At 74.1% G+C, this 25,538-nt stretch carries 23 protein-coding genes and 1 riboswitch; of the genes, 21 read left to right on the forward strand and 2 right to left on the reverse strand.

Going from position 1 to position 25,538, the window contains the following annotated elements; translation table 11 throughout:
- Positions 1-34: 34 nt before the first annotated feature.
- From dxr to RCG67_RS14840, 9 genes are all read left to right on the forward strand, one after another.
- Complete coding sequence (gene dxr, locus RCG67_RS14800; protein WP_368827368.1) at positions 35-1,309, forward strand: 1-deoxy-D-xylulose-5-phosphate reductoisomerase; 1,275 nt, start codon at positions 35-37, stop codon at positions 1,307-1,309.
- A 44-nt stretch (positions 1,310-1,353) separates the two neighbouring features.
- Positions 1,354-1,470, forward strand: a riboswitch (SAM riboswitch).
- Positions 1,471-1,570: 100 nt separating this feature from the next.
- Entirely contained in the window at positions 1,571-2,464 is an 894-nt protein-coding gene (locus RCG67_RS14805; protein ID WP_368827369.1) for a MetQ/NlpA family ABC transporter substrate-binding protein, read from the forward strand.
- Positions 2,461-3,540 carry a methionine ABC transporter ATP-binding protein gene (locus RCG67_RS14810; RefSeq protein WP_368827370.1) on the forward strand — a complete coding sequence of 360 codons (1,080 nt, stop codon included), beginning with the start codon at positions 2,461-2,463 and terminating at the stop codon, positions 3,538-3,540. The genes RCG67_RS14805 and RCG67_RS14810 overlap by 4 nt, the downstream gene beginning before the upstream one ends.
- 56 nt (positions 3,541-3,596) lie before the next feature.
- Entirely contained in the window at positions 3,597-4,196 is a 600-nt protein-coding gene (locus tag RCG67_RS14815; protein WP_082697010.1) for a methionine ABC transporter permease, read from the forward strand.
- A gap of 196 nt (positions 4,197-4,392) precedes the next feature.
- Positions 4,393-5,724, forward strand: coding sequence for a M50 family metallopeptidase (locus RCG67_RS14820; protein ID WP_368827371.1), 1,332 nt, complete (start codon positions 4,393-4,395; stop codon positions 5,722-5,724).
- A 226-nt stretch (positions 5,725-5,950) separates the two neighbouring features.
- Positions 5,951-7,117 carry a flavodoxin-dependent (E)-4-hydroxy-3-methylbut-2-enyl-diphosphate synthase gene (ispG, locus tag RCG67_RS14825; RefSeq protein ID WP_368827372.1) on the forward strand — a complete coding sequence of 389 codons (1,167 nt, stop codon included), beginning with the start codon at positions 5,951-5,953 and terminating at the stop codon, positions 7,115-7,117.
- A 51-nt stretch (positions 7,118-7,168) separates the two neighbouring features.
- A complete protein-coding gene (locus tag RCG67_RS14830; protein ID WP_368827373.1) occupies positions 7,169-7,990 on the forward strand; it encodes a GNAT family N-acetyltransferase in 822 nt (273 codons plus the stop codon).
- 147 nt (positions 7,991-8,137) lie between these two features.
- The gene (locus tag RCG67_RS14835) at positions 8,138-9,937 is read left to right on the forward strand and encodes a proline--tRNA ligase (RefSeq protein ID WP_368827374.1); all 1,800 of its coding nucleotides are present in this window, start codon (positions 8,138-8,140) and stop codon (positions 9,935-9,937) included.
- 49 nt (positions 9,938-9,986) lie between these two features.
- Positions 9,987-10,754 carry a TSUP family transporter gene (locus tag RCG67_RS14840; protein ID WP_368827464.1) on the forward strand — a complete coding sequence of 256 codons (768 nt, stop codon included), beginning with the start codon at positions 9,987-9,989 and terminating at the stop codon, positions 10,752-10,754.
- A gap of 22 nt (positions 10,755-10,776) precedes the next feature.
- Here the strand turns inward: RCG67_RS14840 and RCG67_RS14845 are convergent, their stop codons facing one another.
- Positions 10,777-11,727 (reverse strand): hypothetical protein, encoded by a 951-nt coding sequence (locus RCG67_RS14845; protein WP_368827376.1) that lies wholly within the window; start codon positions 11,725-11,727, stop codon positions 10,777-10,779.
- Positions 11,728-11,824: 97 nt separating this feature from the next.
- On the opposite strand from RCG67_RS14845, the gene rimP reads away from it, so the two are divergent.
- From rimP to RCG67_RS14895, 10 genes are all read left to right on the forward strand, one after another.
- Positions 11,825-12,343 carry a ribosome maturation factor RimP gene (rimP, locus tag RCG67_RS14850; protein ID WP_368827377.1) on the forward strand — a complete coding sequence of 173 codons (519 nt, stop codon included), beginning with the start codon at positions 11,825-11,827 and terminating at the stop codon, positions 12,341-12,343.
- A 190-nt stretch (positions 12,344-12,533) separates the two neighbouring features.
- Positions 12,534-13,514, forward strand: coding sequence for a transcription termination factor NusA (gene nusA / locus RCG67_RS14855; RefSeq protein ID WP_058873493.1), 981 nt, complete (start codon positions 12,534-12,536; stop codon positions 13,512-13,514).
- A 197-nt stretch (positions 13,515-13,711) separates the two neighbouring features.
- Positions 13,712-13,993 (forward strand): YlxR family protein, encoded by a 282-nt coding sequence (locus RCG67_RS14860; RefSeq protein ID WP_368827378.1) that lies wholly within the window; start codon positions 13,712-13,714, stop codon positions 13,991-13,993.
- 272 nt (positions 13,994-14,265) lie between these two features.
- Positions 14,266-17,127, forward strand: a complete 2,862-nt coding sequence (gene infB, locus RCG67_RS14865) for a translation initiation factor IF-2 (RefSeq protein ID WP_368827380.1) — start codon at positions 14,266-14,268, stop codon at positions 17,125-17,127.
- A 134-nt stretch (positions 17,128-17,261) separates the two neighbouring features.
- On the forward strand, positions 17,262-17,711 hold the full coding sequence (rbfA, locus tag RCG67_RS14870) for a 30S ribosome-binding factor RbfA (RefSeq protein ID WP_058873496.1): 450 nt from the start codon (positions 17,262-17,264) through the stop codon (positions 17,709-17,711).
- Between the two features lie 21 nt (positions 17,712-17,732).
- Entirely contained in the window at positions 17,733-18,773 is a 1,041-nt protein-coding gene (truB, locus tag RCG67_RS14875; RefSeq protein ID WP_368827382.1) for a tRNA pseudouridine(55) synthase TruB, read from the forward strand.
- A complete protein-coding gene (locus tag RCG67_RS14880; protein ID WP_368827384.1) occupies positions 18,773-19,144 on the forward strand; it encodes a hypothetical protein in 372 nt (123 codons plus the stop codon). The genes truB and RCG67_RS14880 overlap by 1 nt, the downstream gene beginning before the upstream one ends.
- A gap of 37 nt (positions 19,145-19,181) precedes the next feature.
- Positions 19,182-19,664 (forward strand): hypothetical protein, encoded by a 483-nt coding sequence (locus RCG67_RS14885; protein WP_368827385.1) that lies wholly within the window; start codon positions 19,182-19,184, stop codon positions 19,662-19,664.
- 109 nt (positions 19,665-19,773) lie between these two features.
- Complete coding sequence (locus RCG67_RS14890; protein WP_368827387.1) at positions 19,774-20,427, forward strand: GNAT family N-acetyltransferase; 654 nt, start codon at positions 19,774-19,776, stop codon at positions 20,425-20,427.
- Between the two features lie 46 nt (positions 20,428-20,473).
- Positions 20,474-21,475, forward strand: a complete 1,002-nt coding sequence (locus RCG67_RS14895) for a bifunctional riboflavin kinase/FAD synthetase (RefSeq protein ID WP_058873500.1) — start codon at positions 20,474-20,476, stop codon at positions 21,473-21,475.
- Positions 21,476-21,553: 78 nt separating this feature from the next.
- Here RCG67_RS14895 and RCG67_RS14900 read toward each other — a convergent pair whose 3' ends face one another.
- Entirely contained in the window at positions 21,554-22,423 is an 870-nt protein-coding gene (locus tag RCG67_RS14900; protein WP_368827388.1) for an aldo/keto reductase, read from the reverse strand.
- A 275-nt stretch (positions 22,424-22,698) separates the two neighbouring features.
- On the opposite strand from RCG67_RS14900, the gene rpsO reads away from it, so the two are divergent.
- Positions 22,699-22,968, forward strand: coding sequence for a 30S ribosomal protein S15 (gene rpsO / locus RCG67_RS14905; protein WP_017832923.1), 270 nt, complete (start codon positions 22,699-22,701; stop codon positions 22,966-22,968).
- Between the two features lie 264 nt (positions 22,969-23,232).
- A complete protein-coding gene (locus tag RCG67_RS14910; RefSeq protein ID WP_368827389.1) occupies positions 23,233-25,497 on the forward strand; it encodes a polyribonucleotide nucleotidyltransferase in 2,265 nt (754 codons plus the stop codon).
- The last annotated feature ends 41 nt before the right edge of the window (positions 25,498-25,538 follow it).

A 25,538-nucleotide genomic window follows, 5' to 3' on the forward strand; every position in this document is an offset into this window, starting at 1 on the left:
GGGCCCGCGGGGGGATCCGGGGGATACTGGGGCCATGACGCCCCCCGCCTCCTCGCCCCGCACCCGGCAGACGCCCGAGCTGGCGGCCCTGGTCGCCGCCGGTCCCCGCAGGATCAGCGTCCTCGGCTCGACCGGCTCGATCGGCACCCAGGCCCTCGACGTCGTGCGGGCGGCCCGCGAACTCGAGGGCCGGGCCCCGTTCACCGTGGTCGCCCTCGCCGCCGGGCGGAACCACCTCGAGCTGCTGGCCGAACAGGCCGTCGAGACCCGCGCCGCGCTCGTGGCCACGAGCGGCACCGGCCAGGACGCCGCCCGGCTGGCCCGGCTGATCGCGGAGCGGGCCGCGGCCGCCGGGATGGGGGACTACCGCCCCGAGATCGAGCACGGGCCCGCCGCGGCGTCGGCGGCCGCCGCCCACCCCGGCGCGGACCTGGTCCTCAACGGCATCACCGGCTCCATCGGGCTCGCGCCCACGCTGGCGGCGCTGCGGGCCGGGCACAAGCTCGCGCTGGCGAACAAGGAGTCGCTGATCGCCGGCGGCGCCCTCGTCAAGGCCGCCGCGGTGGCCACCGGGGACCCCGACGCGCTGATCCCCGTGGACTCCGAGCACTCGGCGCTCGCGCAGGCGCTGCGCGGCGGCTCCGCCGGGGAGGTGGACCGGCTCGTGCTGACGGCCTCGGGCGGGCCGTTCCGCGGCCGGTCCCGGGCGGAGCTCGAGGCGGTCACGCCGCAGGACGCGCTGCGCCACCCCACGTGGGACATGGGCCTGATGGTGACGACCAACTCGGCGTCCATGGTGAACAAGGCCCTCGAGGTGCTCGAGGCCCACCTGCTCTTCGACGTCCCCCTCGAGCGGATCGACGTGGTGGTCCACCCCCAGTCGGTGGTCCACTCCATGGTCCAGTTCGTGGACGGCTCCACCCTCGCCCAGGCCTCGCCCCCGGACATGCGCCTGCCCATCGCCCTCGGCCTGGCCTGGCCCCACCGGGTGCCCGGGGCCGCCCCGGCGTGCGACTGGACGCGCGCCACCGAGTGGACCTTCGAGCCCCTGGACCCCGTGGCGTTCCCGGCCGTCGAGCTGATCAAGGCGGCGGGGGAGCGGGGCGGGACCTTCCCCGCGGTGTTCAACGCGGCCAACGAGGAGGCCGTGCACGCCTTCCACGACGGCCGCATCCGCTTCCCGGCCATCGTGGACACGGTCGAGGCGGTGCTGGACGGGCACGACGACGGCGGCCCGCTCGAGCTCGAGGCCGTCCTGGCGGCCGAGCACTGGGCCCGCCGCCGGGCCCGCGAGGTCCTCGCCCGCTGACCCGGCCCGCGGGCCACGGCGCGTCCGTGCTAGTCTGTCGGCCGGATGACGAGTCCCAGCACGAAGCCCTGGCTGGCTGGGCGGCAACCCTCTCCCGTAGTGGGGTGCCCCAGGTGAACCATCCGGCCACGGCCGACGACGGCCGGCGGCAAGTACGGCTCGACGCCTCCCGCGCCCTTCCGCGCGCCGATCGGCCGACGCCGCCGGATCCCGGCCCTGGTGGACACCTCCGACACCTACGGACCCACGGAAAGGCACCACATGCGATCGCAGCGCCTCCCCTTCCTCGCCCTGGCCACCACCCTCGGCCTCGCCCTCACCGCCTGCGGCGGCTCCGCGGGGGAGTCCTCCGGCGAGGGCGTCCTCGCCGACGACAAGGTCACCATCGGTGTCGTGGGCACCGACCCGACCCACGACGCCCTCAAGCAGCTGGCCGAGGAGCAGGGCATCACCGTCGAGTACGTCGACTTCTCCGACTACAACCAGCCGAACCCCGCCAACGAGTCCGGCGACGTGGAGATGACCTGGTTCCAGCACATCCCGTTCCTCGCCGACTACAACAACTCCGCGGGGGGCTCGATCACCCCGGTCGGCTCGACCTCGATCTACCCGCTGGGCCTGTACTCCAACCAGTACGACTCCGTGGAGCAGTTCCAGGAGGGCGACGAGATCGCGGTGCCCAACGACGCCGTGAACCTCTCCCGCGCGCTGCTCGTGCTCGAGGCCGCCGGGCTGGTCGAGCTGACCTCCGACACCCTCATCCCCACCGAGCTCGACGTCGACACCGAGGCCTCGACGGTGACGGTCACCCCGGTCTCCGCGGAGCAGACGGTGCTCTCGCTCGACTCGGTGGCCGGCTCGGTCATCAACAACGACTTCCTCTCCCGGGCGGACATCGACCCGAAGTCCGCGCTCGCCCAGGACGACCCCGACGCCGAGGGCTCCCGCGCCTACGTCAACCTGTTCACCACGACCGAGGAGCTCGCCGACGACGAGACCCTCCGGCAGGTGGCCGACCTCTACCACGAGCAGCCCGTGCTCGACGCCGAGATGACGGAGACCAAGGACACCGCCGTCCCGCTGCAGCTGGAGCAGCAGGAGCTGCAGGAGTTGACGGAGCGCTACCAGCAGGAGCTCAAGGACCAGGAGCAGTGAGCGCGGCGGTCCCCACCGGGCCGTCCGCACCCGGGCGCCCGGACGAGGTGCTCGTGCGCTTCAGCAACGTCTCCAAGACCTTCCGCACCGGCTCCGGCCGGGCGGCGCGCGAGGTGGTGGCGGTCGACGACGTCAGCCTCGACGTCCGCCGCGGCGAGATCTTCGGCGTGATCGGCTACTCCGGGGCGGGCAAGTCCACCCTCGTGCGCCTGATCAACGGGCTCGAGCCCATCACCTCCGGCTCCCTGACCGTGGAGGGCTTCGAGGTGGCCGGCCGGCGCGAGACCGAGCTGGCGCCGGTGCGGCAGGAGATCGGCATGATCTTCCAGCAGTTCAACCTCTTCACCTCCCGCACCGTCGCCGGCAACGTCGAGTACCCGCTCAAGCGGGCCGGCTGGCCGAAGGAGAAGCGCCGGGCGCGGGTGGCCGAGCTGCTCGAGTTCGTGGGCCTGGCCGCGCGCGCCGGCAACTACCCGGAGCAGCTCTCCGGCGGGCAGAAGCAGCGCGTGGGCATCGCCCGCGCCCTGGCGACCAGCCCGAAGCTGCTCCTGGCCGACGAGTCGACGAGCGCCCTCGACCCGGAGACCACGCAGGAGGTGCTGCAGGTGCTGCAGCGGGTCAACCGGGAGCTGGGCATCACCATCGTGATCATCACCCACGAGATGGACGTGGTCCGGGCGATCGCGGACCGCGTGGCCGTGATGCAGGACGGGAAGGTCGTGGAGCACGGCTCGACCGTGGACATCTTCGCCCGGCCCCGCACCGAGACCGCCCACCGCTTCGTCTCCTCCGTCCTGCACTCGGAGCCCGACGCCCGCGAGGTGGAGCGGCTGCGCCGCGCCCACCGCGGGCGCCTGGTGATCGTCGACGTCGGCGACGGCGTGGACATCGGCGGGGTGCTCTCCGACGGCGCCGCCCGCGGGGTCCGCTTCACCATCGCCTACGGCGGGATCAGCGTGCTCCAGGAGCAGTCCTTCGGGTCCCTGACCTTCGAGCTGACGGGCGAGGACACGGCCGTGCAGGCCGTGGTCGACGAGATGTCCCGCATCACGACCCTGAGAGAGGTGGCCGCGTGAACGACTGGTCCGTCCTGGGACCCGAGCTGCTGGCCGCGCTCGGGGAGACCCTGTACATGGTGGCCGTCACGCTGCTGCTCGCCGGCCTGCTCGGCCTGCTCGTGGGCGTGGGCCTCTACGTCACCCGCCGCGGCAACATCCTGGAGAACCGCGCGGTCCACGAGGGCCTCAACCTCGTGGTGAACTTCGTCCGGCCGATCCCGTTCATCATCCTGCTGGCCGCGCTCGGACCGGTGACCCAGGACGTCGTCGGCACCCGGCTCGGGCCCAACGCGGCGATCTTCGCGATGACGATCGGCGCGATGTTCGCCGTGGCACGGATCGTCGAGCAGAACCTCATGAGCGTGGACCCCGGTGTCGTCGAGGCGGCCCGCTCGATGGGCGTCTCCCGCGGCAGGATCATCACCACGGTGATCCTGCCCGAGGCGCTGGGGCCCCTGGTGCTCGGCTACACCTTCCTGGTCATCGGCATCACGGACATGTCCGCGATGGCCGGGGCCATCGGCGCCGGCGGCCTGGGCGACTTCGCCCTGCGGCTCGGCTACCAGCGGTTCAACGACGAGGTCACGTGGGCGGCGGTCGCCGTCATCGTGGTCCTGGTCCAGCTCGTGCAGGTGGTGGGCAACCGGCTGGCCCGCCGGATCCTGCGCCGCTGAGGCGCCCCCCCCGGACACCCCGCGACGGCCGGTGCGTCTCCTCCCGGGAGGCGCACCGGCCGTCGTCGTGGCCCGGTGCGCCTGCCACCCGCCGTCCAGGATGGTGGTGCAGACTGGTCCTCGCCGTGCCGCGCGCACGGCCCCGCCGTCCCCGGCGCCCGTCGGGGACCCTCGACGATCCCGGGAGGTCCGACGGATGGGCGTCGTGCTGTTCCTCGTGGGCGTGCTGCTGGCCGCGGTCGCCATCGCGGTCTCCATCGCCCTCCACGAGATCGGCCACCTGGTGCCGGCCAAGCTCTTCGGCGTGCGCGTCACGCAGTACATGGTCGGCTTCGGGCGCACCCTGTTCTCCCGCCGCCGGGGCGAGACGGAGTACGGGCTCAAGGCGGTCCCGCTGGGCGGCTACATCTCCATGGTGGGCATGTACCCGCCGGCGCGCGCCGGCGCGACGGCCCGGGTCTCGAGCACCGGCGTGTTCCAGCAGCTGGCGGCCGAGGCCCGCGGCGCCGCGGGCGGGCTCGCTCCCGGGGACGAGGAGCGCGCGTTCTACCGTCTGCCGGTGGGGAAGCGGATCGTGATCATGCTCGGCGGCCCGGTGATGAACCTGCTGCTCGGGGCCCTGTGCCTCGCCGTGCTGCTCTCCGGCTTCGGGACCGCGGCGCCCACCACCACGGTCGCGTGGGTCTCCGAGTGCGTGGTGGCCGCCGAGCGCCAGGCCGCCGGGCAGGCCGAGTGCCGCCCGGAGGACCCCCAGGCCCCCGCGAACGCCGCCGGGCTGCGCCCCGGGGACGTCGTCACCGCCGTCGACGGCGCCCCGGTCGCCTCCTGGGACGAGCTCACGGGCCGCATCCGCGACCGGGCCGGGGAGCGGATCCCGGTGCTGGTCGAGCGGGACGGACGGACCGTGACCACCGAGCTCACCCCGATCCTGTCGTCGCGTCCCGTGCTGGACGACTCCGGCGCCGCGGTGACCGGCGAGGACGGCGCCCCCCGCTACGAGCGGGTCGGCTTCATCGGCATCAGCCCGACCACCGAGCCCGTCCGGCAGCCGCTGACCGCGGTGCCCCCCGCGGTGCTCGACGGCCTGCAGCAGATCGCCGGGGTCGTCCTGCACCTGCCGCAGCGGATCTACGAGGTCGCGGAGGCCGCGTTCTCCGACGCGCCGCGGGACCCGGACGGGCCGATCTCCGTGGTGGGGATCGGGAGGATCTCGGGGGAGATCGCCGCGCACGAGGAGATCGCGCTGCGGGACAAGGCCGCCACCCTCGTGGGGCTCGTCGGCTCCGTGAACATGGCGCTGTTCGTGTTCAACCTGCTCCCGCTGCTGCCGCTCGACGGCGGGCACGTCGCCGGGGCCCTGTGGGAGGGGCTGCGGCGGGGCGGCGCCCGGCTCCTCGGCCGGCGCGACCCCGGCCCGTTCGACCCCGCCCGGCTGCTGCCGGTGACCTACGCGGTGGCCGTGCTGATGATCGGGATGTCCGTGCTGCTGGTCTACGCGGACATCGTCGACCCGGTCCGGCTCTTCTGAGCCCGACCCCGGCGCACCGGCGAAGCCGGCCCCGGAGCCCTGGGACCCGGCCGCCCGGCGTTCGGCCAGGGAGGAATTCCGCCCCGCACGCCGGGGACCGCCCCGGAGCATGGGGCACAATGGGAACCGGCGACGGGCCCGGCGACCGGGTCCCGGCGCCACGACCCCAGATCCTGCTCCCGCAACCTGCTCCCGAAACCTGCTCCCGAAACCTCGGAGGAACTCCTTGACCCCGGTCAGCCTCGGCATGCCCGCCGCGCCCCAGCCCGTCCTCTCCCCGCGCCGGAAGACCCGGCAGATCCGGGTCGGGTCCGTGGGCGTCGGCTCCGACTCGCCGGTGAGCGTGCAGTCCATGACGACCACCCCCACCACGGACATCAACGCCACCCTGCAGCAGATCGCCGAGCTCAACGCCACCGGCTGCGACATCGTCCGGGTGGCCTGCCCGTCCCAGGACGACGCCGACGCCCTGCCGATCATCGCCATGAAGTCCCCGATCCCGGTGATCGCCGACATCCACTTCCAGCCGAAGTACGTCTACGCCGCCATCGAGGCCGGCTGCGCGGCCGTGCGCGTGAACCCGGGCAACATCCGCAAGTTCGACGACCAGGTCGGTCAGATCGCCCGCGAGGCCAAGGCCGCCGGGGTGTCCATCCGGATCGGCGTGAACGCGGGCTCGCTCGACCAGCGGATCATGGACAAGTACGGCAAGGCCACCCCGGAGGCGCTCGTGGAGTCCGCGGTGTGGGAGGCGTCCCTGTTCGAGGAGCACGACTTCCACGACTTCAAGATCTCCGTGAAGCACAACGACCCCGTCACCATGGTGCGGGCCTACCAGCTGCTCGCCGAGCGCGGGGACTGGCCCCTGCACCTCGGCGTGACCGAGGCCGGCCCCGCGTTCCAGGGCACCGTCAAGTCCGCCACGGCCTTCGGCGCCCTGCTCTCCCAGGGCATCGGCGACACGATCCGGGTCTCGCTCTCGGCGCCGCCGGTCGAGGAGGTCAAGGTCGGCAACCAGATCCTGCAGTCCCTGGGCCTGCGCCCGCGCAAGCTCGAGATCGTCTCCTGCCCCTCGTGCGGCCGCGCGCAGGTGGACGTCTACACCCTCGCGGACGAGGTGACGGCGGGCCTCGAGGGGCTCACCGTCCCGCTGCGGGTGGCCGTGATGGGCTGTGTCGTCAACGGCCCGGGCGAGGCCCGCGAGGCCGACCTCGGCGTGGCCTCCGGCAACGGCAAGGGCCAGATCTTCGTCAAGGGCGAGGTCGTGAAGACCGTCCCCGAGGACCGGATCGTGGAGACCCTGATCGAGGAGGCCAACCGCATCGCCGCCGAGATGGAGACGGACGAGAACGGGGAGAGCACCGCGGGCAGCCCCGTCGTGAGTGTCGGCTGACGGGCCGGTGACGGGCGGTTGAGGACGCAGCGGAGGACGGCGCCGCGGCTGGTGCCGGCGGGAGAGGTCGATCCGGCCCAGCTGGACCGGCTGCTCGGCGCGGACCCCGTCGCGCACGCGTTCGTGGCCGCCCACGTGGAGTCCTGCCGCGGCGCCGAGGGCTCGCGGATACCGCCGGTGGTCGGCACCGCCGGGCCGGACGGGGAGCTCACCGGTGCCTGCTGGGTCGGCACGAACGTGGTGCCCGTGGCCCTCGACGCCCAGGGCCTGGACCTCGTGGGCGGGCACCTGCGGCGCGGCGGGTCCCGGCACGCCTCGCTGTTCGGGCCCGCCGAGCTCGTGCTCGGGCTGTGGGCCCGGGTGGAGCGCTCCTGGCCCCGGCCCTTCGACGTGCGCCCCGTCCAGCCCCTCCTGGCGATCGACCGGGACCCGCTGCCCGCCCCGCACCCCGGTGTCCGCGTCGCCCGCCCCGAGGACCTCCCCGCCGTGCTCCCGGCGAGCGCCGCCATGTTCGAGGAGGAGGTCGGCTACTCCCCGTACGCCGGCGGGGACCGCGGATACCGGGACCGGGTCTCCGCGCTGGTCGGGGCGGGGCGCTGCCTCGTGCTCACCGACGACGGCGGCCGCGTGGTGTTCAAGGCCGACCTCGGCTCGGTGGTGCGCGGGGTGGCGCAGGTGCAGGGCGTGTGGGTCGACCCGGCGCACCGCGGCCGGGGGCTGGCGGCGCCCTGCATGGCCGCCGCCGTGCGCCTGGCCCGCCTGCGCACGCCCGTGGTCAGCCTCTACGTCAACGACTACAACGTCCGGGCCCTCGCCACCTACCGGCGGGTCGGCTTCGAGCGCGTCGGGACCTTCGCCACCGTGCTGCTCTGAGCCGCCTGGCCGGCCGATCCCGGCGCGGCGCGCCGGGCCGGGGGTGTAGATTTGACCGGAATCCGCGGCGCCGTCGGCGCCGCCCACCCTCATGACGCCCGGGCCCGGCCGCACTCCGCCGCGCTCCCCGGGAGAAACGGAGCCCACGTGGCGCTGCGCCTCTCCTCCCTGTTCCTGCGGACCCTCCGCGAAGACCCGGTCGACGCCGAGGTGGACAGCCACAGGCTGCTCGTGCGCGCCGGCTACATCCGCCGCGCCGCCCCGGGCATCTACACGTGGCTGCCGATGGGCCTGCGGGTGCTCGGGAAGGTCGAGCAGGTGGTGCGCGAGGAGATGGGCGCGATCGGGGCCCAGGAGGTGCACTTCCCGGCGCTGCTGCCGCGCGAGCCCTACGAGGTCACCAACCGGTGGACGGAGTACGGCGAGAACCTCTTCCGCCTCAAGGACCGCAAGGAGGCCGACTACCTCCTCGCGCCCACGCACGAGGAGATGTTCACGCTGCTCGTCAAGGACCTGTACTCGTCCTACAAGGACCTCCCCGTGACCCTCTACCAGATCCAGGCGAAGTACCGGGACGAGGCCCGCCCCCGCGCCGGCCTGCTGCGCGGGCGCGAGTTCGTGATGAAGGACTCCTACTCCTTCGACGTCGACGACGCCGGGCTCGACGAGTCCTACACCCGGCACCGCGAGGCCTACGTCCGGATCTTCGAGCGGCTCGGCCTGCCCGTGGTCGCCGTCTCGGCCCAGTCCGGGGCCATGGGCGGGTCCCGCTCCGAGGAGTTCCTGCACCCCACGGTCATCGGCGAGGACACGTTCGTGCGCTCGCCCGGCGGCTACGCCGCCAACGTCGAGGCGGTGACCACCGTGGTGCCGGAGGAGCGCGACCCCGCCGAGGCCCCCGAGGCCCGGGTGCTCGAGACCCCGAACAGCCCCACGATCGACACGCTCGTGGAGCGCTCGAACGAGCTGCACCCGCGCGCCGAGGGCGCCTGGACCGCCGCCGACACGCTCAAGAACGTCGTGCTGGCCGTCATCCTGCCCGACGGCGAGCGCCGTCTCGTGGCGGTCGGGCTGCCCGGGGACCGCGCGGTGGACCTCAAGCGCATCGAGGCCGGGATCGGCGCCGCCCTGGACGTCTCCGGGGAGCTGCTGGTGGAGCAGGCCGGTGACGACGACCTGCGCGCCTGCCCGCTGCTGGTCAAGGGCTACATCGGTCCGGGCCTGTCCCTCGACCAGGCCGTGCTCGGCGAGGAGTCCGCGACGGGCATCCCCTTCTTCGTGGACCCGCGCGTGGTCCGCGGCACCCGCTGGGTCACCGGGGCGAACGTGGCCGGCCAGCACGTCTACGACCTCACGGCCGGGCGCGACTTCGCCTGGGACGGCGTCCTCGAGTGCGCGGAGGTCCGGGCGGGCGACCCCGCGCCGGACGGCTCCGGTCCGCTGGAGGCGGCGCGCGGCATCGAGATGGGCCACATCTTCCAGCTCGGCCGCAAGTACGCGGAGGCGCTGGGGCTGAAGGTCCTGGACCGCAACGGCAAGCTCGTCACCGTGACGATGGGCTCCTACGGGATCGGCGTCACCCGGGCGGTGGCGGCCCTGGCCGAGGCCTACCACGACGACAAGGGCCTGATCTGGCCCCGCCAGGTCGCCCCGGCGGACGTCCACGTGGTCGCCACCGGCAAGGGCCCCGAGGTGTTCGAGGAGGCCGAGAAGGTCGTGGCCGAGCTCGAGGCGGAGGGACTCGAGGTGCTCTTCGACGACCGGCCCAAGGTCTCCCCGGGCGTGAAGTTCGGCGACGCCGAGCTGCTCGGCGTGCCCACCGTGCTGGTGGTCGGCCGGGGCCTCAAGGACGGTGTCCTCGAGCTCAAGGACCGCGCGAGCGGGGCCGGCGAGGACGTGGCCCGCGACGGCGTCGCCGCGGTGGTCGCCGCAGCCGTGCGCGGCTGAGCCCGTGCACGGGCTCGGCGCCTGGCTCGGGCCCTCCGGCCTGGAGCAGATGGACCCCGGCGTCGTCGCCCTGCTGGTGGTCGCCGGTCTCGCCGCGGGCTTCGTGGACGCCGTGGTCGGCGGCGGCGGGCTGCTGCAGCTGCCCGTGGTCCTGATGGTCCCGGGGATCAGCCCGGTCCAGGCCCTGGCCACCAACAAGATGGGCTCCGTGTTCGGCACGGCGACGAGCGCGGTGACGTTCTACCGCCGCACGTCCCCCGACCTGCGCACGGCCCTGCCCATGGCCGGCGTCGCCCTGGTCGGCAGCTTCGGCGGGGCGGCGCTCGCCGCGTCCCTGCCGGAGGAGGTGTTCCGGCCCATCATCCTCGCCGCGCTCGTGGCCGTGCTCCTGTTCACCGTGGCGCGGCCGACCGTCGGGCAGCTCACCGAGCTGCGCCACAGCGGGGCGCGGCACTACGGCACCGCGATGGTCATCGGCACCGTGATCGGCTTCTACGACGGCGTGATGGGCCCGGGCACCGGGTCGTTCCTCGTCATCGCCATGATCACGCTGCTGGGCTACAGCTTCCTGGCCGCGAGCGCCAAGGCCAAGATCGTCAACCTCGCCACCAACGTGGGCGCCCTCGTCTTCTTCTTCGGCCACGGCTCCGTGCTGTGGGGACTGGGCCTCGTCCTGGGGCTGTCCAACATGCTCGGCGGCTACCTCGGGGCGCGCACCGCCGTGGCCCGCGGCAGCCGCTTCATCCGGGTCGTGTTCCTCACCGTGGTCTCGCTGCTGATCCTCAAACTGGGCGTCGACGTCCTGCGCGGGGCCTGAGCGGCCCCGGCGGTCCGCGAGCTCACCGCGGGCCGGGGTCGCGCAGCACGCCGGGCAGGGCCTCCACGTCCCCGGTGAGCTCGGCCTGCAGCCCCGTGGCGCGCTCGAGCGCCACGAGCGCCCAGCACCGCGTGCCGGCGTCGCCCCGGGCGAGCACGTGCGCGGCGGCCTCCTGCACGTCCCGGACCGCGGTCTCCGCGACCCGGCCGGGGTGCGCCCGCAGATCGCCGGGGAGCACGTAGGCGCCCGCGGGCAGCCCCGGGTCGGCCGCGAGCACCTGCCGGGCGGCCGGGAGCTCGAGCAGGTCCTCGACGTCCTCCCGGCCCCGGGCCGGGAGCCCGTCGGGGACGGAGCCGCCGGCCGAGGCGCCGGTGCGGGCGGCCAGCGCCTCGAAGGCGTAGCCGGCCCGGTCCAGGGCCGACCACAGGACGGCGCCCGGTGCGGCCGGCGCGCCGGGCGCGGGTGCCGCGGCCGCGTCGCACAGCGCGCCGCCGTCCGGGGCCGGGGGCCCGGGGCCGTCCAGCTGCCGGGCCGCCGTGGCGCGCGAGACCGCCGCGGCGCCGAGCACCCGCGCCAGGGCGGGGTCCTCGGCCGTCAGGGCGTCCCGGGCCAGGGCCGTCGCCGTCGTGCGCAGCGCGGTGGACGCCGTGCCGTCGGCGTCCACGACATCCGCGGGGGACGGGTGCCGCGCCCGGGCGGCGGCGCTCGTGCGGTCGTCGGGCGCGGGGCCGAGGGCCTCGAGCTGCCGGGCGAGGTCCGCGCGCACGTCGCCCCGCCGGTCGGCGGGCACCGGCCCGGGGGAGGGGACCGCGAGCACGGCCCGGGTGCGCAGCCACGCGTCGGCGCGCGCGACCTCGTCCGGGGGCACCGGGCGGGCGGACTCCAGCCACCACGCCCCGGCGCCGCCGGTCACGAGCAGGACGCCCAGCAGCAGCGGGAGCGCCCGGGAGGCGGTCGTGCGCGGGTCGGTCACCGGGCGGCTCCTGGGGGACGGGCGCGGGAGAGGGGGGCGCGTTCATCATAGGATCTCCAGGACCGACCCCGCCGTCCCGACAGCACGAGGAGACCCCGTGAGCGAGCACAGCACCCCCGGACCCGACGACGACCGGCGGCTGGCCGAGCTGATCGGCCCCGCCGTGGAGGAGTCGGGGCTGGTCCTGGAGGACGTCGCCCTGAAGCCGACCGGCACCGGCCTCGTGCTGCAGGTGCTCGTGGACCTCCCGGAGGACAGCACGGCCAGCGTGGACATCGACCGGATCGCCACGGTCTCCCGCGCCGTGTCCGAGCTCCTCGACCGCACGGACCCCGTGCCGGGCTCCGCCTACGAGCTGGAGGTCTCCTCCCCGGGGGCCACCCGGGAGCTCACGGCGCCGCGGCACTGGCGGCGCTCGATCGGCCGGCTGGTGCGCGTCACCCCGGTGGAGGGCGAGAAGTTCACGGCCCGCCTGCTCGAGGTGGAGCCGGACGGCGTGGTCCTGCAGCGCAGCCACCAGGTGAAGAAGGGCATGCCGCCCCGGCTGCTGGACCCGGAGCGCTGGGCCTTCGACGCCGTGCGCCGCGCCAGGGTGGAGGTCGAGTTCACGGACTGACGGCCCGCCCGGGCCCGGCACGAGTGTAAGATGTGCCGTTGACGCCGCGGCGCCCACCGGCGCCGCGGTCCGCAGTGCGACGACCACCGGGTGCGACGACGATCGTGCGAGCACGACCCGTGACGGCGCCCCGTCATCCCCGACGGCGTGCCGCTCCGCCCCCGGGGTCGAGAGGTGAGGAAGGCCGGACATGGACATCGATATGAGCACCCTCCGACTGCTGGAGCGTGAGCGCGACATCCCCGTGGACCTGCTCATCCCCACCATCGAGCAGGCCCTCCTGCTGGCGTACCACAAGACCGCCGGCGCGCTCCCGGGCGCGCGCGCGGAGATCGAGCGCCGGACCGGCCACGTGACCATCTGGGCCCCCGAGCTGGACGAGGACGGCGAGGCGGTCGGGGAGTTCGACGACACCCCGGCCGGTTTCGGGCGGATCGCCGCCTCCACGGCGCGCCAGGTCATCCTCCAGCGGCTGCGCGACGTCGAGGACGACGCCGTGCTGGGCCACTTCAAGGGCCGCGAGGGCGAGATCGTCTCCGGGCAGATCCAGCAGGGGCACAACCCGCACATGGTCCAGGTGGACCTGGGCACCGTGGAGGGCGTGCTGCCCCCGCACGAGCAGGCCCCCGGCGAGAAGTACCCCCACGGCGCCCGCATCCGCGCGTTCGTCGTCGAGGTCAAGCGCGGCATGAAGGGCCCGTCGATCACGCTCTCCCGATCCCACCCGGACCTGGTGCGCCGCCTGTTCGAGATGGAGGTGCCGGAGATCGCCGACGGCACCGTGGAGATCATGGCCGTGGCCCGCGAGGCCGGGCACCGCACGAAGATCGCCGTGCGCGCCACCCAGGCCGGGATCAACGCCAAGGGCGCCTGCATCGGGGAGATGGGCTCCCGCGTGCGCGCCGTGATGAACGAGCTGCACGACGAGAAGATCGACATCGTCGACTGGTCGGACGACCCCGCCCGCTGCATCGCCAACGCGCTGTCCCCGGCCAAGGTGTCCCGGGTGAGCGTGCTCGACGAGCGGGCCCGCTCGTCCCGCGCCGTCGTCCCCGACACCCAGCTGTCCCTGGCCATCGGCAAGGAGGGCCAGAACGCCCGCCTGGCCGCGAAGCTCACCGGCTGGAAGATCGACATCGTCCCCGAGTCGAAGGCCGCCGAGCGCGGCTGAGACGGGCCCCGGTGCGGGGCCGGCGCCCCGCACCGGGGCCCGTCCCGGGATCCCGCGCGCGCCCGGTTTCGGCCCAGGGCGGTCCCCGGGATAGACTGGACAGCGGTCAGACCGTTGGTGGTCCCTGTCCGGCGCCGGCTCCCGGCCCGCACGGGACGTCCCCGACGTCCCGGCGCGAGACGAGGAGTGCGGAGCGAGTGAGTGCAGACTCCCGTCGCACGTGCATCGGATGCCGGACCACCGAACACCCTGACCAGCTCGTACGTGTGGTGACCGAACCGACCGACGGCGGCCTCCGGGCCGTGGTCGACCGGACGGGGCGCCTCGGCGGTCGCGGAGCCTGGCTCCACCCCTCCCACGAGTGCCTGGACACGGCCCTGCGCCGGCGCGCCTTCCGGCGCGCGTTCCGGGCGGTCGTGGACACGGAGGCGGTCGCCCCCGGACTGGACGCCCTGCTGTCCACGAGGGCAGTCCCGTGACCGGGCGCACGAGTGCCGACCACAGCCGTCCCCGGACGGCAGCCCGCGCGGTCCGACCGGACCGGTGACCACGTCCGCCCGCGGGTGCAGAACTGGAAAGCGAGTCAGAGAACCGATGGAAAACCGATGAGTGCCCAGCGATGAGTGCTTCGTTGTGCTCTGCCAACGGCCTCCCGCGACCCCGCGCCGTCCTCGACGGCCGATGCTCCGGGAGCCTCAACGGAAAATAAGTGGTTCGTGCCTGTTTCGGTGCGGACCGAGACAGGAGAGAAGTGGCCAAGCCCCGCGTTCACGAGCTCGCGAAAGAGCTCGGAATAACGTCCAAGGAAGCGATTTCCACGCTTCAGACCCTGGGTGAGTTCGTCCGAGGCGCGTCCTCGACCGTCGAGCCGCCCGTCGCCAAGAAGCTGCGCTCGGCCCTCGCCGGCAAGGCGGAGAAGTCCGCCCCGGCCGCCGCTGCGCCGGCCGGCCGGCCCGCGCCGAAGCCCAGCACGTCGTCCAAGCCCGGCAGCGCCGCGCCCGCCCCGGGCCCGGCCGCCGCCAGGTCCGCCGGGAAGCCGGCGGAGAAGGCGCCCGAGAAGGCCGCCGAGCAGAAGCCCGCCGAGCAGAAGCCGGCCGAGCAGGCTCCCGAGCAGAAGCCCGCGGAGCAGGCCCCGCAGCGCCCGGCGTCGCCGGGCGGCAAGGCGCCGGCCCCGGGCCCGCGCCCGGGCAACAACCCGTTCGCCAGCCAGCAGGGCATGGGCCGCAGCGGGGCGCCCCGTCCGGGCTCCGCCGCGCCGCGCCCCGGCGGCACCGCGCCCCGTCCGGGCTCCGCCGCGCCGCGCCCCGGTGCTCCCCGCCCGGCGGGCCCCCGCCCGGGCAACAACCCGTTCGCCGCCCAGCAGGGCATGCGCTCGGGCCGTCCCGAGCGCCAGGGCGGTCCCCGTCCCCAGGGCCAGGGCGGACCCCGTCCGCAGGGCCAGGGTCAGGGCCAGGGCGGTCCTCGTCCGCAGGGCCAGGGCGGACCCCGTCCCCAGGGCGGTCCCCGTCCCGGTGGGGCGCGCCCCAGCCCGAACATGATGCCCGGTCACACCACCGGCGTGGCCCCGATCGGCTCGCGGCCGGCCGGCGGCGGCGCCGGTCCGCGCCGCGGCGGTCCCGGCGGCGGCGGGGGCGGGTTCTCCCGTCCCGGCGGCGGCCCCGGCCGCGGCGGCCGCGGCGGCACCCAGGGCGCCTTCGGGCGCGGCGGCGCCCGCGGCAAGCAGCGCAAGTCGAAGCGGGCGAAGCGCCAGGAGCTCGAGCAGATGAAGGCCCCGTCCGTCGGCGGCGTCTCCGTGCCCCACGGCGACGGCACCACGGTCGTGCGGCTGCGCCGCGGCGCGTCCCTGACGGACTTCGCCGAGAAGATCAACGCGAACCCGGCCTCCCTCGTCACGGTGCTCATCCACCTCGGCGAGATGGCCACGCAGACGCAGTCCCTCGACGAGGAGACCTTCCAGCTGCTGGGCGCCGAGCTCGGGTACAAGATCCAGGTGGTCTCGCCGGAGGACGAGGAGCGCGAGCTCTTCGAGTCCTTCGACATCGACCTGGAGGCCGAGGCCGCGGCCGAGGGCGACGACGTCCTGGAGGCGCGCCCGCCGGTCGTCACCGTCATGGGCCACGTCGACCACGGCAAGACCCGCCTGCTCGACGCCATCCGGAACACGAAGGTGACCGAGGGCGAGGCCGGCGGCATCACCCAGCACATCGGCGCCTACCAGATCAGCACCGAGCTGGACGGCCAGGAGCGGCAGATCACGTTCATCGACACCCCGGGCCACGAGGCGTTCACCGCCATGCGTGCCCGTGGTGCCCAGGTGACGGACATCGCCGTGCTCGTGGTCGCCGCGGACGACGGCGTCATGCCGCAGACGGTCGAGGCGCTCAACCACGCCCAGGCCGCCGGTGTGCCGATCGTGGTGGCGGTCAACAAGATCGACAAGCCCGAGGCGAACCCGGACAAGATCCGCGGCCAGCTCACCGAGTACGGCCTGGTCCCCGAGGAGTACGGCGGCGACACCATGTTCGTCGACGTCTCCGCGCGCCAGGACCTCAACATCGACGAGCTGCTGGACGCGATCGTGCTGACCGCGGACGGCGCGCTCGAGCTGCAGGCGAACCCGAACAAGGACGCCCGCGGCGTGGCCATCGAGGCGAACCTGGACAAGGGCCGCGGCGCGGTCTCGACCGTGCTCGTGCAGTCCGGCACGCTGCGCGTCGGCGACGCGATCGTCGCCGGCGCCGCGTACGGCCGCGTGCGCGCCATGTTCGACGAGAACGGCCAGGCCGTCGACGAGGCCGGTCCCTCGCGCCCCGTGCAGGTGCTGGGCCTGGACTCCGTGCCCCGGGCCGGCGACACGTTCCTCTCCACCCCGGAGGAGCGCACCGCGCGCCAGATCGCCGAGAAGCGCCAGGCGGCGGACCGCAACGCCCTGCTCGCCAAGCGCCGCAAGCGGATCACGCTCGAGTCCTTCGACGAGGCCGTGGCCGCCGGCAAGATCGACACGCTCAACCTCATCATCAAGGGCGACGTGTCCGGTGCCGTGGAGGCGCTCGAGGACTCGCTGCTCAAGATCGACGTGGGCGAGGAGGTCCAGCTGCGCGTCATCCACCGCGGTGTCGGCGCGATCACGCAGAACGACGTCAACCTGGCGACCGTGGACAACGCGATCATCATCGGCTTCAACGTCCGTCCCGCCGAGCGCGTGACGGAACTGGCCGACCGCGAGGGCGTCGAGATGAAGTTCTACTCGGTGATCTACAACGCCATCGACGACGTCGAGAGCGCGCTCAAGGGCATGCTCAAGCCGGAGTACGAGGAGGTGGAGCTCGGCACCGCCGAGATCCGCGAGGTCTACCGGTCCTCCAAGTGGGGCAACATCGCCGGTGCCTACATCACCAAGGGCACCATCCGGCGCAACGCCAAGGCCCGGCTCGTCCGGGACGGCAACGTCGTGGCGGACAACCTCACGATCGACTCGCTGCGCCGGTTCAAGGACGACGCGACCGAGGTCCGCGAGGGCTACGAGTGCGGCATCGGGCTCGGCTCCTTCAACGACATCCACGAGGGCGACCTCATCGAGACGTGGGAGATGCGCGAGAAGCCGCGCGCCTGACCCGTCCCGCGTCCCGCGCCCCGCGCGCGGGACGCCCGCGGCGGCACGGGCGGGCCCAGCGCCCGCCCGTGCCGCCGCGACCCTTCCAGCACCGCTTCGAGCACTGCACCGCCCCGACCCGAGGAGCATCCACCATGGCTGACGCAGCACGCGCCGCCCGACTCGCCGACCGGATCAAGGTCGTCGTGGCCCAGGCGCTCGAGCGCCGGGTCAAGGACCCCCGGCTGGGCTTCGTGACCATCACGGACGCCCGCGTCACCAACGACCTCCAGCACGCCACCCTGTACTACACGGTGTTCGGCACCGCGGAGGAGCAGGAGAGCACCCGCGCCGCCCTGGAGTCCGCCAAGGGCGTCCTGCGCAGCGAGGTCGGCCGCAACATCACGGCCCGCCTGACGCCCACGCTGACCTTCGTCCCCGACGAGATCCCGGTCAACGCCTCGCACCTCGAGGAGGTGCTGCGTGCGGCCAAGGAGAAGGACGCCCAGGTCGCCGCCCAGGCGGCCGGCGCCAGCTGGGCCGCGGGGGAGGACCCCTACCGGAAGCCGGCCGAGGAGGACGACGAGTCCTCCCGGGACCGCTGAGCGGGCGGAGGCACCGGGGAAGTGACCCGCACGAAGCCTGACGTCCCGAGCCCGGACCCGTCCCTGCCGACGCCGTCCGGGCTCGTGGTCGTGGACAAGCCCGCCGGCTGGACCAGCCACGACGTCGTCGCCCGTGCCCGGCGCCTCGCGGGCACCCGCAAGGTCGGCCACGCCGGGACCCTGGACCCCATGGCCACCGGCGTCCTGGTCCTCGGCGTGGACCGTGCCACCCGCCTCCTGACCTGGGTCGTCGGGCGGGACAAGACGTACGCGGCGACGATCCGGCTCGGGCTGACCACCGTCACCGACGACGCCGAGGGCGAGGTCCTCGACGTCGCCGGCCCCGGGGCCGTGGCCGCGGTGGACGAGGACGCGGTGGCCGCCGGCGTCGCCCGGCTCACCGGTGACCTCGAGCAGGTCCCCGCGAAGGTCAGCGCCATCAAGGTCGAGGGCCGGCGCGCCTACGCGCAGGTCCGGGCCGGGCAGGACGTCGAGCTCGCCGCCCGCCCCGTCACCGTGTCCGAGTTCGCCGTGCACCGGCTGGTGCGGACCCGCGACGACGCCGGGCGCGACGTCCTCGACGTCGACGTCACCGTGACCTGCAGCTCCGGCACCTACGTCCGGGCCCTGGCCCGGGACCTCGGCGCCGACCTCGGGGTCGGCGGACACCTGACCGCCCTGCGCCGGACCCGGGTGGGCGCGTGGGGCCTCGAGGACGCCTCGACCCTCGAGGAGCTCGCCGCGGAGGTGGCCGCCGGCCGCCCGCTGCCCGTGACGAGCCTCGAGGACGCCGCGGCGGGGCTGTTCCCCGTCCGCCGGCTGACGGCGGCCGAGGCCGAGGACGTCGCCCACGGCCGCCGGATCGGCCCCAGCGCCGCGGACCCCGGTGCGGGCCCGCCCGACAACGAGGCCGTCACGGGCGGCTTCGCCCCCGACGGGCGGCTCGTGGCCCTGCTCTCGGACCGCGGCCACCGCGGGGAGCGCACCGCCAAGCCCGTGCTCGTCTTCCTGCCCGGGGAGCGGTTCGCCGCGCCGCCCGGGACCCCGCCGGGGGAGCGCTGATGCTGTGGGGCTACGACGGCTGGTTCTGGGCCGCGGCGCTGCTGGGCGCCCTCTCCTTCCTCGTGTGCGCCGTGCAGGCCGTGCGCGGACGGCGGCCCGACGACTGGACCCAGGGCTCCGTGCTGGTCCTCGAGGCGTTCCTGCTCGTCCACGCGGTGGGCACGGTGGTCATGCACGTCCGGGGCCCCGGGCCCACCGGCTCGGCCCTCGAGCACTGGGGCTACCTGCTGACCGCGCTGCTCGTCCCGGCGGGCACCTTCGTGTGGTCGCTCGTGGAGCGCTCGAGCTGGTCCAACTGGGTGCTCGCGGCCGCGGGCCCCGTGGTGGCGATCATGGTCTACCGCATGAACTTCATCTGGTACTACCAGTGAGCCCCCGCACCGCCCCGACCCCGCAGGAGGCACCCCGATGACGCACGACGCCCCGGAGAGCGGGCCCACCCGGCTGCAGCAGCGCTTCGGGCCGCGGGCCGGCACGGCGCGCGGCGACCGCAAGTCCTCGGGCTTCGGGCGCCTGGTGGTCGTGGTCTACGCGGTCTTCTCCCTCTCGGCCGGGGTCCGCTCGCTCTACCAGATCCTGACCGGCTTCGGGACCGCGCCGCTGCCGTACCTGCTCTCCGCGTTCGCCGCGGCGGTCTACGTTGTGGCCACCGTGGCCCTCGCCCGGCCCGGCCCCCGGTGGCACCGCCTGGCCACGGCGGCCGTGGGCGTGGAGCTGCTCGGGGTGCTCGGCGTGGGGCTGCTCTCCGTGCTCGCCCCGGCCCTGTTCCCCGAGGCCAGCGTGTGGTCCCACTTCGGGCGGGACTACGGCTACGTCCCCCTGGTGCTGCCGGTGGTCGGCCTCGCCTGGCTCCGCCGGTCCCGTCCCCGCGCCGGGCTCGCCCCGGCCTGACCGCCCGCCCGCCGGTCCCGCCCCGCGCGGCGCCCCGGCACGCACCGGGTAGGCTCGGTCGCGGGCCGCAGCGCCCTGCGCCGCACGCCGTTCGAAAGGATTCCCGCCGATGCCCGTACGCCCCGACGGCGCCGAGGACTACGACGTCCCCGTCCTCACCGACGGCACCGTGGTGCTGCGCCGGCTCGAGGAGCGCGACGTCCCGCAGCTGGCCCGCAACTGCGCGGACCCCGCGGCCGCGGAGTTCACCACCGTGCCCCTCGGCTACACGGAGGCGGACGCCCGCTGGTACGTCGAGGAGTTCGTCCCCGCGGCCTGGCGCGCCGGCCGCGAGTACAACTGGGCCGTGGCGGACGCCCGGACCGACCGCCTGCACGGGACGGTGGGGCTCAACGCCCTGCGGGGGACCACGGCCGACATCGGGCTCAACTTCGGCCCGCACGCCCGCGGCTCCGGCGCGGCGGAGGGCGCCTGCCGGCTGCTGCTCGAGCACGCGTTCGGGTCCCTGGGCCTCACCTATGCTTACTGGATGGCCAAGGTCCCCAACTGGGCCAGCCGCAAGCTCGCGTGGAGGCTCGGCTTCCGCTCCCCGGTGCGGATCGACGGGTTCATGGAGCAGCGCGGCGCCTCGGTGGACGCCTGGATCCTGACCCTCGGCGCCGAGGACCCCCGCACCCCGCAGACCCCGTGGGACGGCCCGCCGTCCCCGTCCGCGGCGCCCGCGGAGGAGCCCGGCGGCCCGCACCGACCCGGCCCGCGCTGACGAGTCCCACCCGTACCTGCCTGTTGTCGTTCCTGCGAGGAGAACCGTGTTCCGCTGGCGAGATCTCTCTGACGTCCCCCCGGGCTTCGGCCCGTCGGTGGTCACCATCGGCAACTTCGACGGCGTCCACCGGGGTCACCAGCGGGTGCTGTCCGAGCTCGTCGACGCGGCCCGCGAGCGGGGCTGGGCCTCGGTGGTCGTGACGTTCGACCCGCACCCCGCGCAGGTGCACCGTCCCGGCAGCCACCCGGGACTGATCATGGGCACCGAGGACAAGCTGGACGCCCTCGAGCGGACCGGCGCGGACGCCGCCCTCGTGCTGGAGTACACCCTGCAGTTCGCGGACCAGTCCACGGAGCAGTTCGTGCTGAGCACCCTGGTGGGGCCGCTCGGCGCCCGCTGCCTCGTGGTCGGGGAGGACACCCGCCTGGGCAAGGACAACACGGGCAACATCGACACGCTCCGCGAGCTGGGGGAGCGCCACGGCTTCGAGGTCCGGGTGGTCGACGACCTGCTCGACGCGCTGCACGAGGAGCACCCGGAGCACGCCCCGGCCGTGACGACGGCGGGGGAGCGGCGCTGCTCCTCCACATGGATCCGGGCCTGCCTGCAGGCGGGGGACGTGCGCGCGGCCGCCCGGCTGCTCGGGCGCCACCACCGGATGCGCGGGGAGGTGGTGCACGGGGCCGCCCGCGGGCGGGAGCTCGGCTATCCCACGGCCAACCTCTCCCCGGAGGCGGCCGGCTTCGTGCCCGCCGACGGGGTGTACGCCGGGTGGCTGGTCGACGCCTCCGGCACCCGCTGGCCCACCGCGATCTCCGTGGGGTCCAACCCGACTTTCGAGAACGTGCCCCGGCAGGTCGAGGCGCACGTCATCGACCGCCCCGAGGAGCGGGTCGAGGACTTCGACCTCTACGGCCAGGAAGTGGTCGTGGAGTTCGTCGCCCGGCTGCGCGGGATGGTCGCCTACGAGGGCGTGGACAAGCTCGTGGCGCAGATGGACGACGACGTCGAGCGCACCCGGGGCATCCTGGCCGCCGAGGCCTGAGCCCCGGCGGCCCGCGCCGCCGCCCCGCAGGGCCGCCCGCACGGCCCGGCTGCGGCCCCTCGGCCGCGCCCGCGCCGGCTACATCTCCTCGTGCGTGTTCGGGTCGAAGCCGGAGCCGCTGATCCCGGTGTGCAGCATCCGCATCCGGCGCATCTGGTCCTCGTCCAGCTCCCAGTCGAGGACGTCGAGGTTCTCGGCCATGCGCCGGGGGTCGGAGCTCTTGGGGATCGGGACGGTGTGCGACTGCAGGTGCCAGCGCAGGACGACCTGGGCCGGGGTCCGCCCGGTCTGCCGGGCGATCCGCGCGATCCACTCGTGCTGGAGCAGGTCGGTCTTGCGGCCCAGCGGGGACCAGGCCTGGGTGACGATGCGGTGCTCCTCGTGGAACTCCCGCAGCCGCTCCTGCTGGTACTGCGGGTGCAGCTCCACCTGGTTGACCGCCGGCGTCTCGCCGGTCTCCTCGATCAAACGCCGGATGTGGGCGGGCGTGAAGTTGGACACCCCCACCGAGCGGACCAGGCCCTCCTGCCGCAGCTCCAGCATCGTCCGCCACGTCTCCACGTACCGGCCGACCGAGGGGTTCGGCCAGTGGATGAGGTAGAGGTCCACGTGGTCGGTGCCCAGCCGCCGCAGGGAGCCCTCGAGCGAGCGACGCACCGAGTCCGTGCCGTGGTCCCGGCCCGGCAGCTTGGTGGTGAGGAACAGCTCGCCGCGCGGCACGCCGGCGGCCGCGACCGCGCGGCCCACCCCCGTCTCGTTGCCGTAGTTCACCGCGGTGTCCACCATCCGGTACCCCCGCATCAGGGCCTCGGCGACGTCGGCCTCGGCCGCGGCGTCGTCCATCGGATAGGTGCCCAGCCCGATCGCGGGGATCCGCCGGCCGTCCCGCATCGTGTGCGTGCGGTCGGCGACCGCCGGCCCCCGCCCGTCCTTCTCGTCCTTGCTCACGCGCTGCTCCTGCTCGTCTCGTGCTGCTCGTCCCGGCGCCCGGACGCCCGTGCGCCGGGACGTCGCCGTCGTGTCCCTCCCATCTTGGCCCACCGGCCGGGGCGCGCCCAGCCCAGCGCGCCGCGCGGGGCGAGGGTGGGGCGGCGCGCCCGCGTCCGCTAGACTGGACGGCGGTCCGACTGCAGTCCGTGGTTGTCGGACCCCCGGGGAGCCCCGGGACCCGGCGACGAGCCCGTCGTCCGGGCCGCACGGTACTGACTCGAACGGAGTTACACGTGGCACTCGACGCCGCCATCAAGCAGGAGATCATCAAGGACTTCGCGACCCACGAGGGCGACACCGGTTCGCCCGAGGTGCAGATCGCGGTCCTGACCCGCCGGATCGCCGATCTGACGGAGCACCTGAAGCAGCACAAGCACGACCACCACACCCGCCGCGGCCTGATGGCCCTGGTCGGTCGCCGCCGCCGCATGCTGACCTACCTGCGCGACACCGACATCACGCGCTACCGCACGCTCATCGAGCGGCTCGGCCTGCGCCGCTAGTCGGTCCCCGGCGGCGTCCGCCCGGCAACGGGAGGACGCCGCCGGAGCACCGGCCCGCCCGGCACGGCAGCCGGACGGGCGTGGTGCACCACCACAGACAGCACCATCGAACACCAGACGGGGCCACCGCGCCGATCATTCGCGGTCCTCGGTAGTGATCTCCGGACACCGGACGGCCCCCCGCGGCCCCGGCCCTTCCGTGGATCTCGATCGAAGACCGGGTGACGCGCGGACGGTCCCGCCGACACGAAACGGAGGTGACCCTTGGAGGGTCCCGAGATCCAGTACGCCGAAGCCGTCATCGACAACGGCTCCTACGGAAAGCGCGTCGTGCGCTTCGAGACCGGCCGCCTCGCCAAGCAGGCCGCCGGCTCCACCCTCGTCTCCATCGACGAGGACACCACCATGCTCGCCGCCACCACGGTGGGCAAGTCGCCCCGCCAGGGCTTCGACTTCTTCCCCCTGACGGTCGACGTCGAGGAGCGGATGTACGCCGCCGGGCGCATCCCGGGCTCGTTCTTCCGCCGCGAGGGCCGTCCCTCCACGGACGCGATCCTCACCTGCCGGCTCATCGACCGCCCGCTGCGCCCCGCCTTCGGCAAGGGCATCCGCAACGAGGTGCAGGTCGTCGTCACGATCCTGTCCATGAACCCGGACGAGATCTACAACACCGTCGCGATCAACGCCGCGTCGATGGCCACGACCCTGTCGGGCATGCCCTTCCAGGGCCCCGTCGGCGGCGTCCGCGTCGCCCTCATGGCCGGGGAGAACGGTCAGCACCAGTGGGTCGCCTTCCCCAAGCACTCGCAGCTCGAGAACGCCGTGTTCGACATGGCCGTGGCCGGCCGCGTGGTCACCGGCAAGGACGGCTCCGAGGACGTCGCGATCATGATGGTCGAGGCCGAGGCCACCGACACCTCCTGGAACCTCATCAAGAACAACGGCGCCGTGGCCCCCACCGAGGAGCTCGTGGCCCAGGGCCTCGAGGCCGCCAAGCCGGCCATCAAGGCGCTGTGCGACGCCCAGTCCGACCTGCGGGCCCGCGCCGGCAAGCCGGCGATGGAGCTGCCCCGCTTCGGCGGCTTCGGCGACGACGTCCGGGAGGCCGTGGCGGCCTCCGTCGGGTCCCGGCTCGCCGAGGTCTACTCGATCGCCGACAAGCAGGAGCGCGAGGCCGCGACCGACGAGCTGCACCAGACCACCCTGGCCGAGCTCACCGGTGAGGGCCGGCCCTTCGCCGACCGCCAGGACGAGGTCAACGGCGCCTACCAGGCCCTGACCAAGCAGACCGTGCGCCAGCGCATCCTCACCGAGCAGGTCCGCATCGACGGCCGCGGCCTGACGGACATCCGCCAGCTCACCGCCGAGGTCGAGGTCCTGCCCCGCGTGCACGGCTCCGCGATCTTCGAGCGCGGCGAGACCCAGATCATGGGCGTGACCACGCTGAACATGCTCAAGATGGAGCAGCAGATCGACTCGCTGTCCCCGGTCAAGCACAAGCGCTACGTGCACCACTACAACTTCCCGCCGTACTCCACCGGCGAGACCGGTCGCGTGGGCTCCCCGAAGCGCCGCGAGATCGGCCACGGCGCGCTGGCCGAGCGGGCCATCACCCCGGTGCTGCCCTCCCGCGAGGAGTTCCCCTACGCGATCCGCCAGGTCTCCGAGGCGCTGGGCTCCAACGGCTCCACGTCGATGGGCTCCGTCTGCGCCTCGACCCTGTCGCTGCTCAACGCCGGCGTGCCCCTGCGCGCGCCGGTGGCCGGCATCGCCATGGGCCTGGTCTCGGACGAGGTGGACGGGGAGACCCGCTACGCCGCGCTGACCGACATCCTGGGCGCCGAGGACGCGCTGGGCGACATGGACTTCAAGGTCGCCGGCACCTCGGAGTTCGTGACCGCGATCCAGCTCGACACCAAGCTCGACGGGATCCCCTCCTCGGTGCTCGACGCCGCGCTGACCCAGGCCCGCGAGGCCCGGCTGCACATCCTCGGGGTGCTGAACGCGGCCATCGACCAGCCCGACGAGATGAGCGAGTTCGCCCCGCGAGTGATCTCCGTGACCGTCCCCGTCTCCAAGATCGGCGAGGTCATCGGCCCCAAGGGCAAGATGATCAACCAGATCCAGGAGGACACCGGCACCGACATCTCGATCGAGGACGACGGCACCGTCTACATCGGCGCCACCGACGGCCCCTCGGCCGAGGCGGCGCGGGCCGCGATCAACGCGATCGCCAACCCGCAGGTCCCCGAGGTCGGCGAGCGCTACCTCGGCACCGTGGTCAAGACCACGACCTTCGGCGCCTTCGTGTCCCTCACTCCCGGCAAGGACGGCCTGCTGCACATCTCGGAGCTGCGCAAGCTCAACGAGGGCAAGCGCGTCACCGACGTCGAGGACGTCCTGGGCGTCGGCCAGAAGGTCCAGGTCGAGATCACCAAGGTCGACGACCGCGGCAAGCTCTCGCTGGCCCCCGTGGTCGCCGAGGAGCCGAACGTCTTCCCGGAGGACGACGACGACACCGAGGCCTGAGCCGGGCCCGTCCCGCGCACAGCACCGCACGAGCAGAGAAG

Origin of the sequence: Kocuria cellulosilytica (genome assembly GCF_040981245.1) — a bacterium.
GTDB classification, from domain to species: Bacteria; Actinomycetota; Actinomycetes; order Actinomycetales; family Micrococcaceae; genus Kocuria; species Kocuria cellulosilytica.

Coding starts and splice junctions, on each gene's coding strand:
- RCG67_RS14820 (WP_368827371.1), top strand. CDS start 4,393: ATGGGCGTCGTGCTGTTCCTCGTGGGCGTGCTGCTGGCCGCGGTCGCC.
- rbfA (WP_058873496.1), top strand. CDS start 17,262: ATGGCTGACGCAGCACGCGCCGCCCGACTCGCCGACCGGATCAAGGTC.
- RCG67_RS14890 (WP_368827387.1), top strand. CDS start 19,774: ATGCCCGTACGCCCCGACGGCGCCGAGGACTACGACGTCCCCGTCCTC.
- RCG67_RS14880 (WP_368827384.1), top strand. CDS start 18,773: ATGCTGTGGGGCTACGACGGCTGGTTCTGGGCCGCGGCGCTGCTGGGC.
- RCG67_RS14885 (WP_368827385.1), top strand. CDS start 19,182: ATGACGCACGACGCCCCGGAGAGCGGGCCCACCCGGCTGCAGCAGCGC.
- RCG67_RS14815 (WP_082697010.1), top strand. CDS start 3,597: ATGGTGGCCGTCACGCTGCTGCTCGCCGGCCTGCTCGGCCTGCTCGTG.
- RCG67_RS14840 (WP_368827464.1), top strand. CDS start 9,987: ATGGACCCCGGCGTCGTCGCCCTGCTGGTGGTCGCCGGTCTCGCCGCG.
- RCG67_RS14805 (WP_368827369.1), top strand. CDS start 1,571: ATGCGATCGCAGCGCCTCCCCTTCCTCGCCCTGGCCACCACCCTCGGC.
- nusA (WP_058873493.1), top strand. CDS start 12,534: ATGGACATCGATATGAGCACCCTCCGACTGCTGGAGCGTGAGCGCGAC.
- dxr (WP_368827368.1), top strand. CDS start 35: ATGACGCCCCCCGCCTCCTCGCCCCGCACCCGGCAGACGCCCGAGCTG.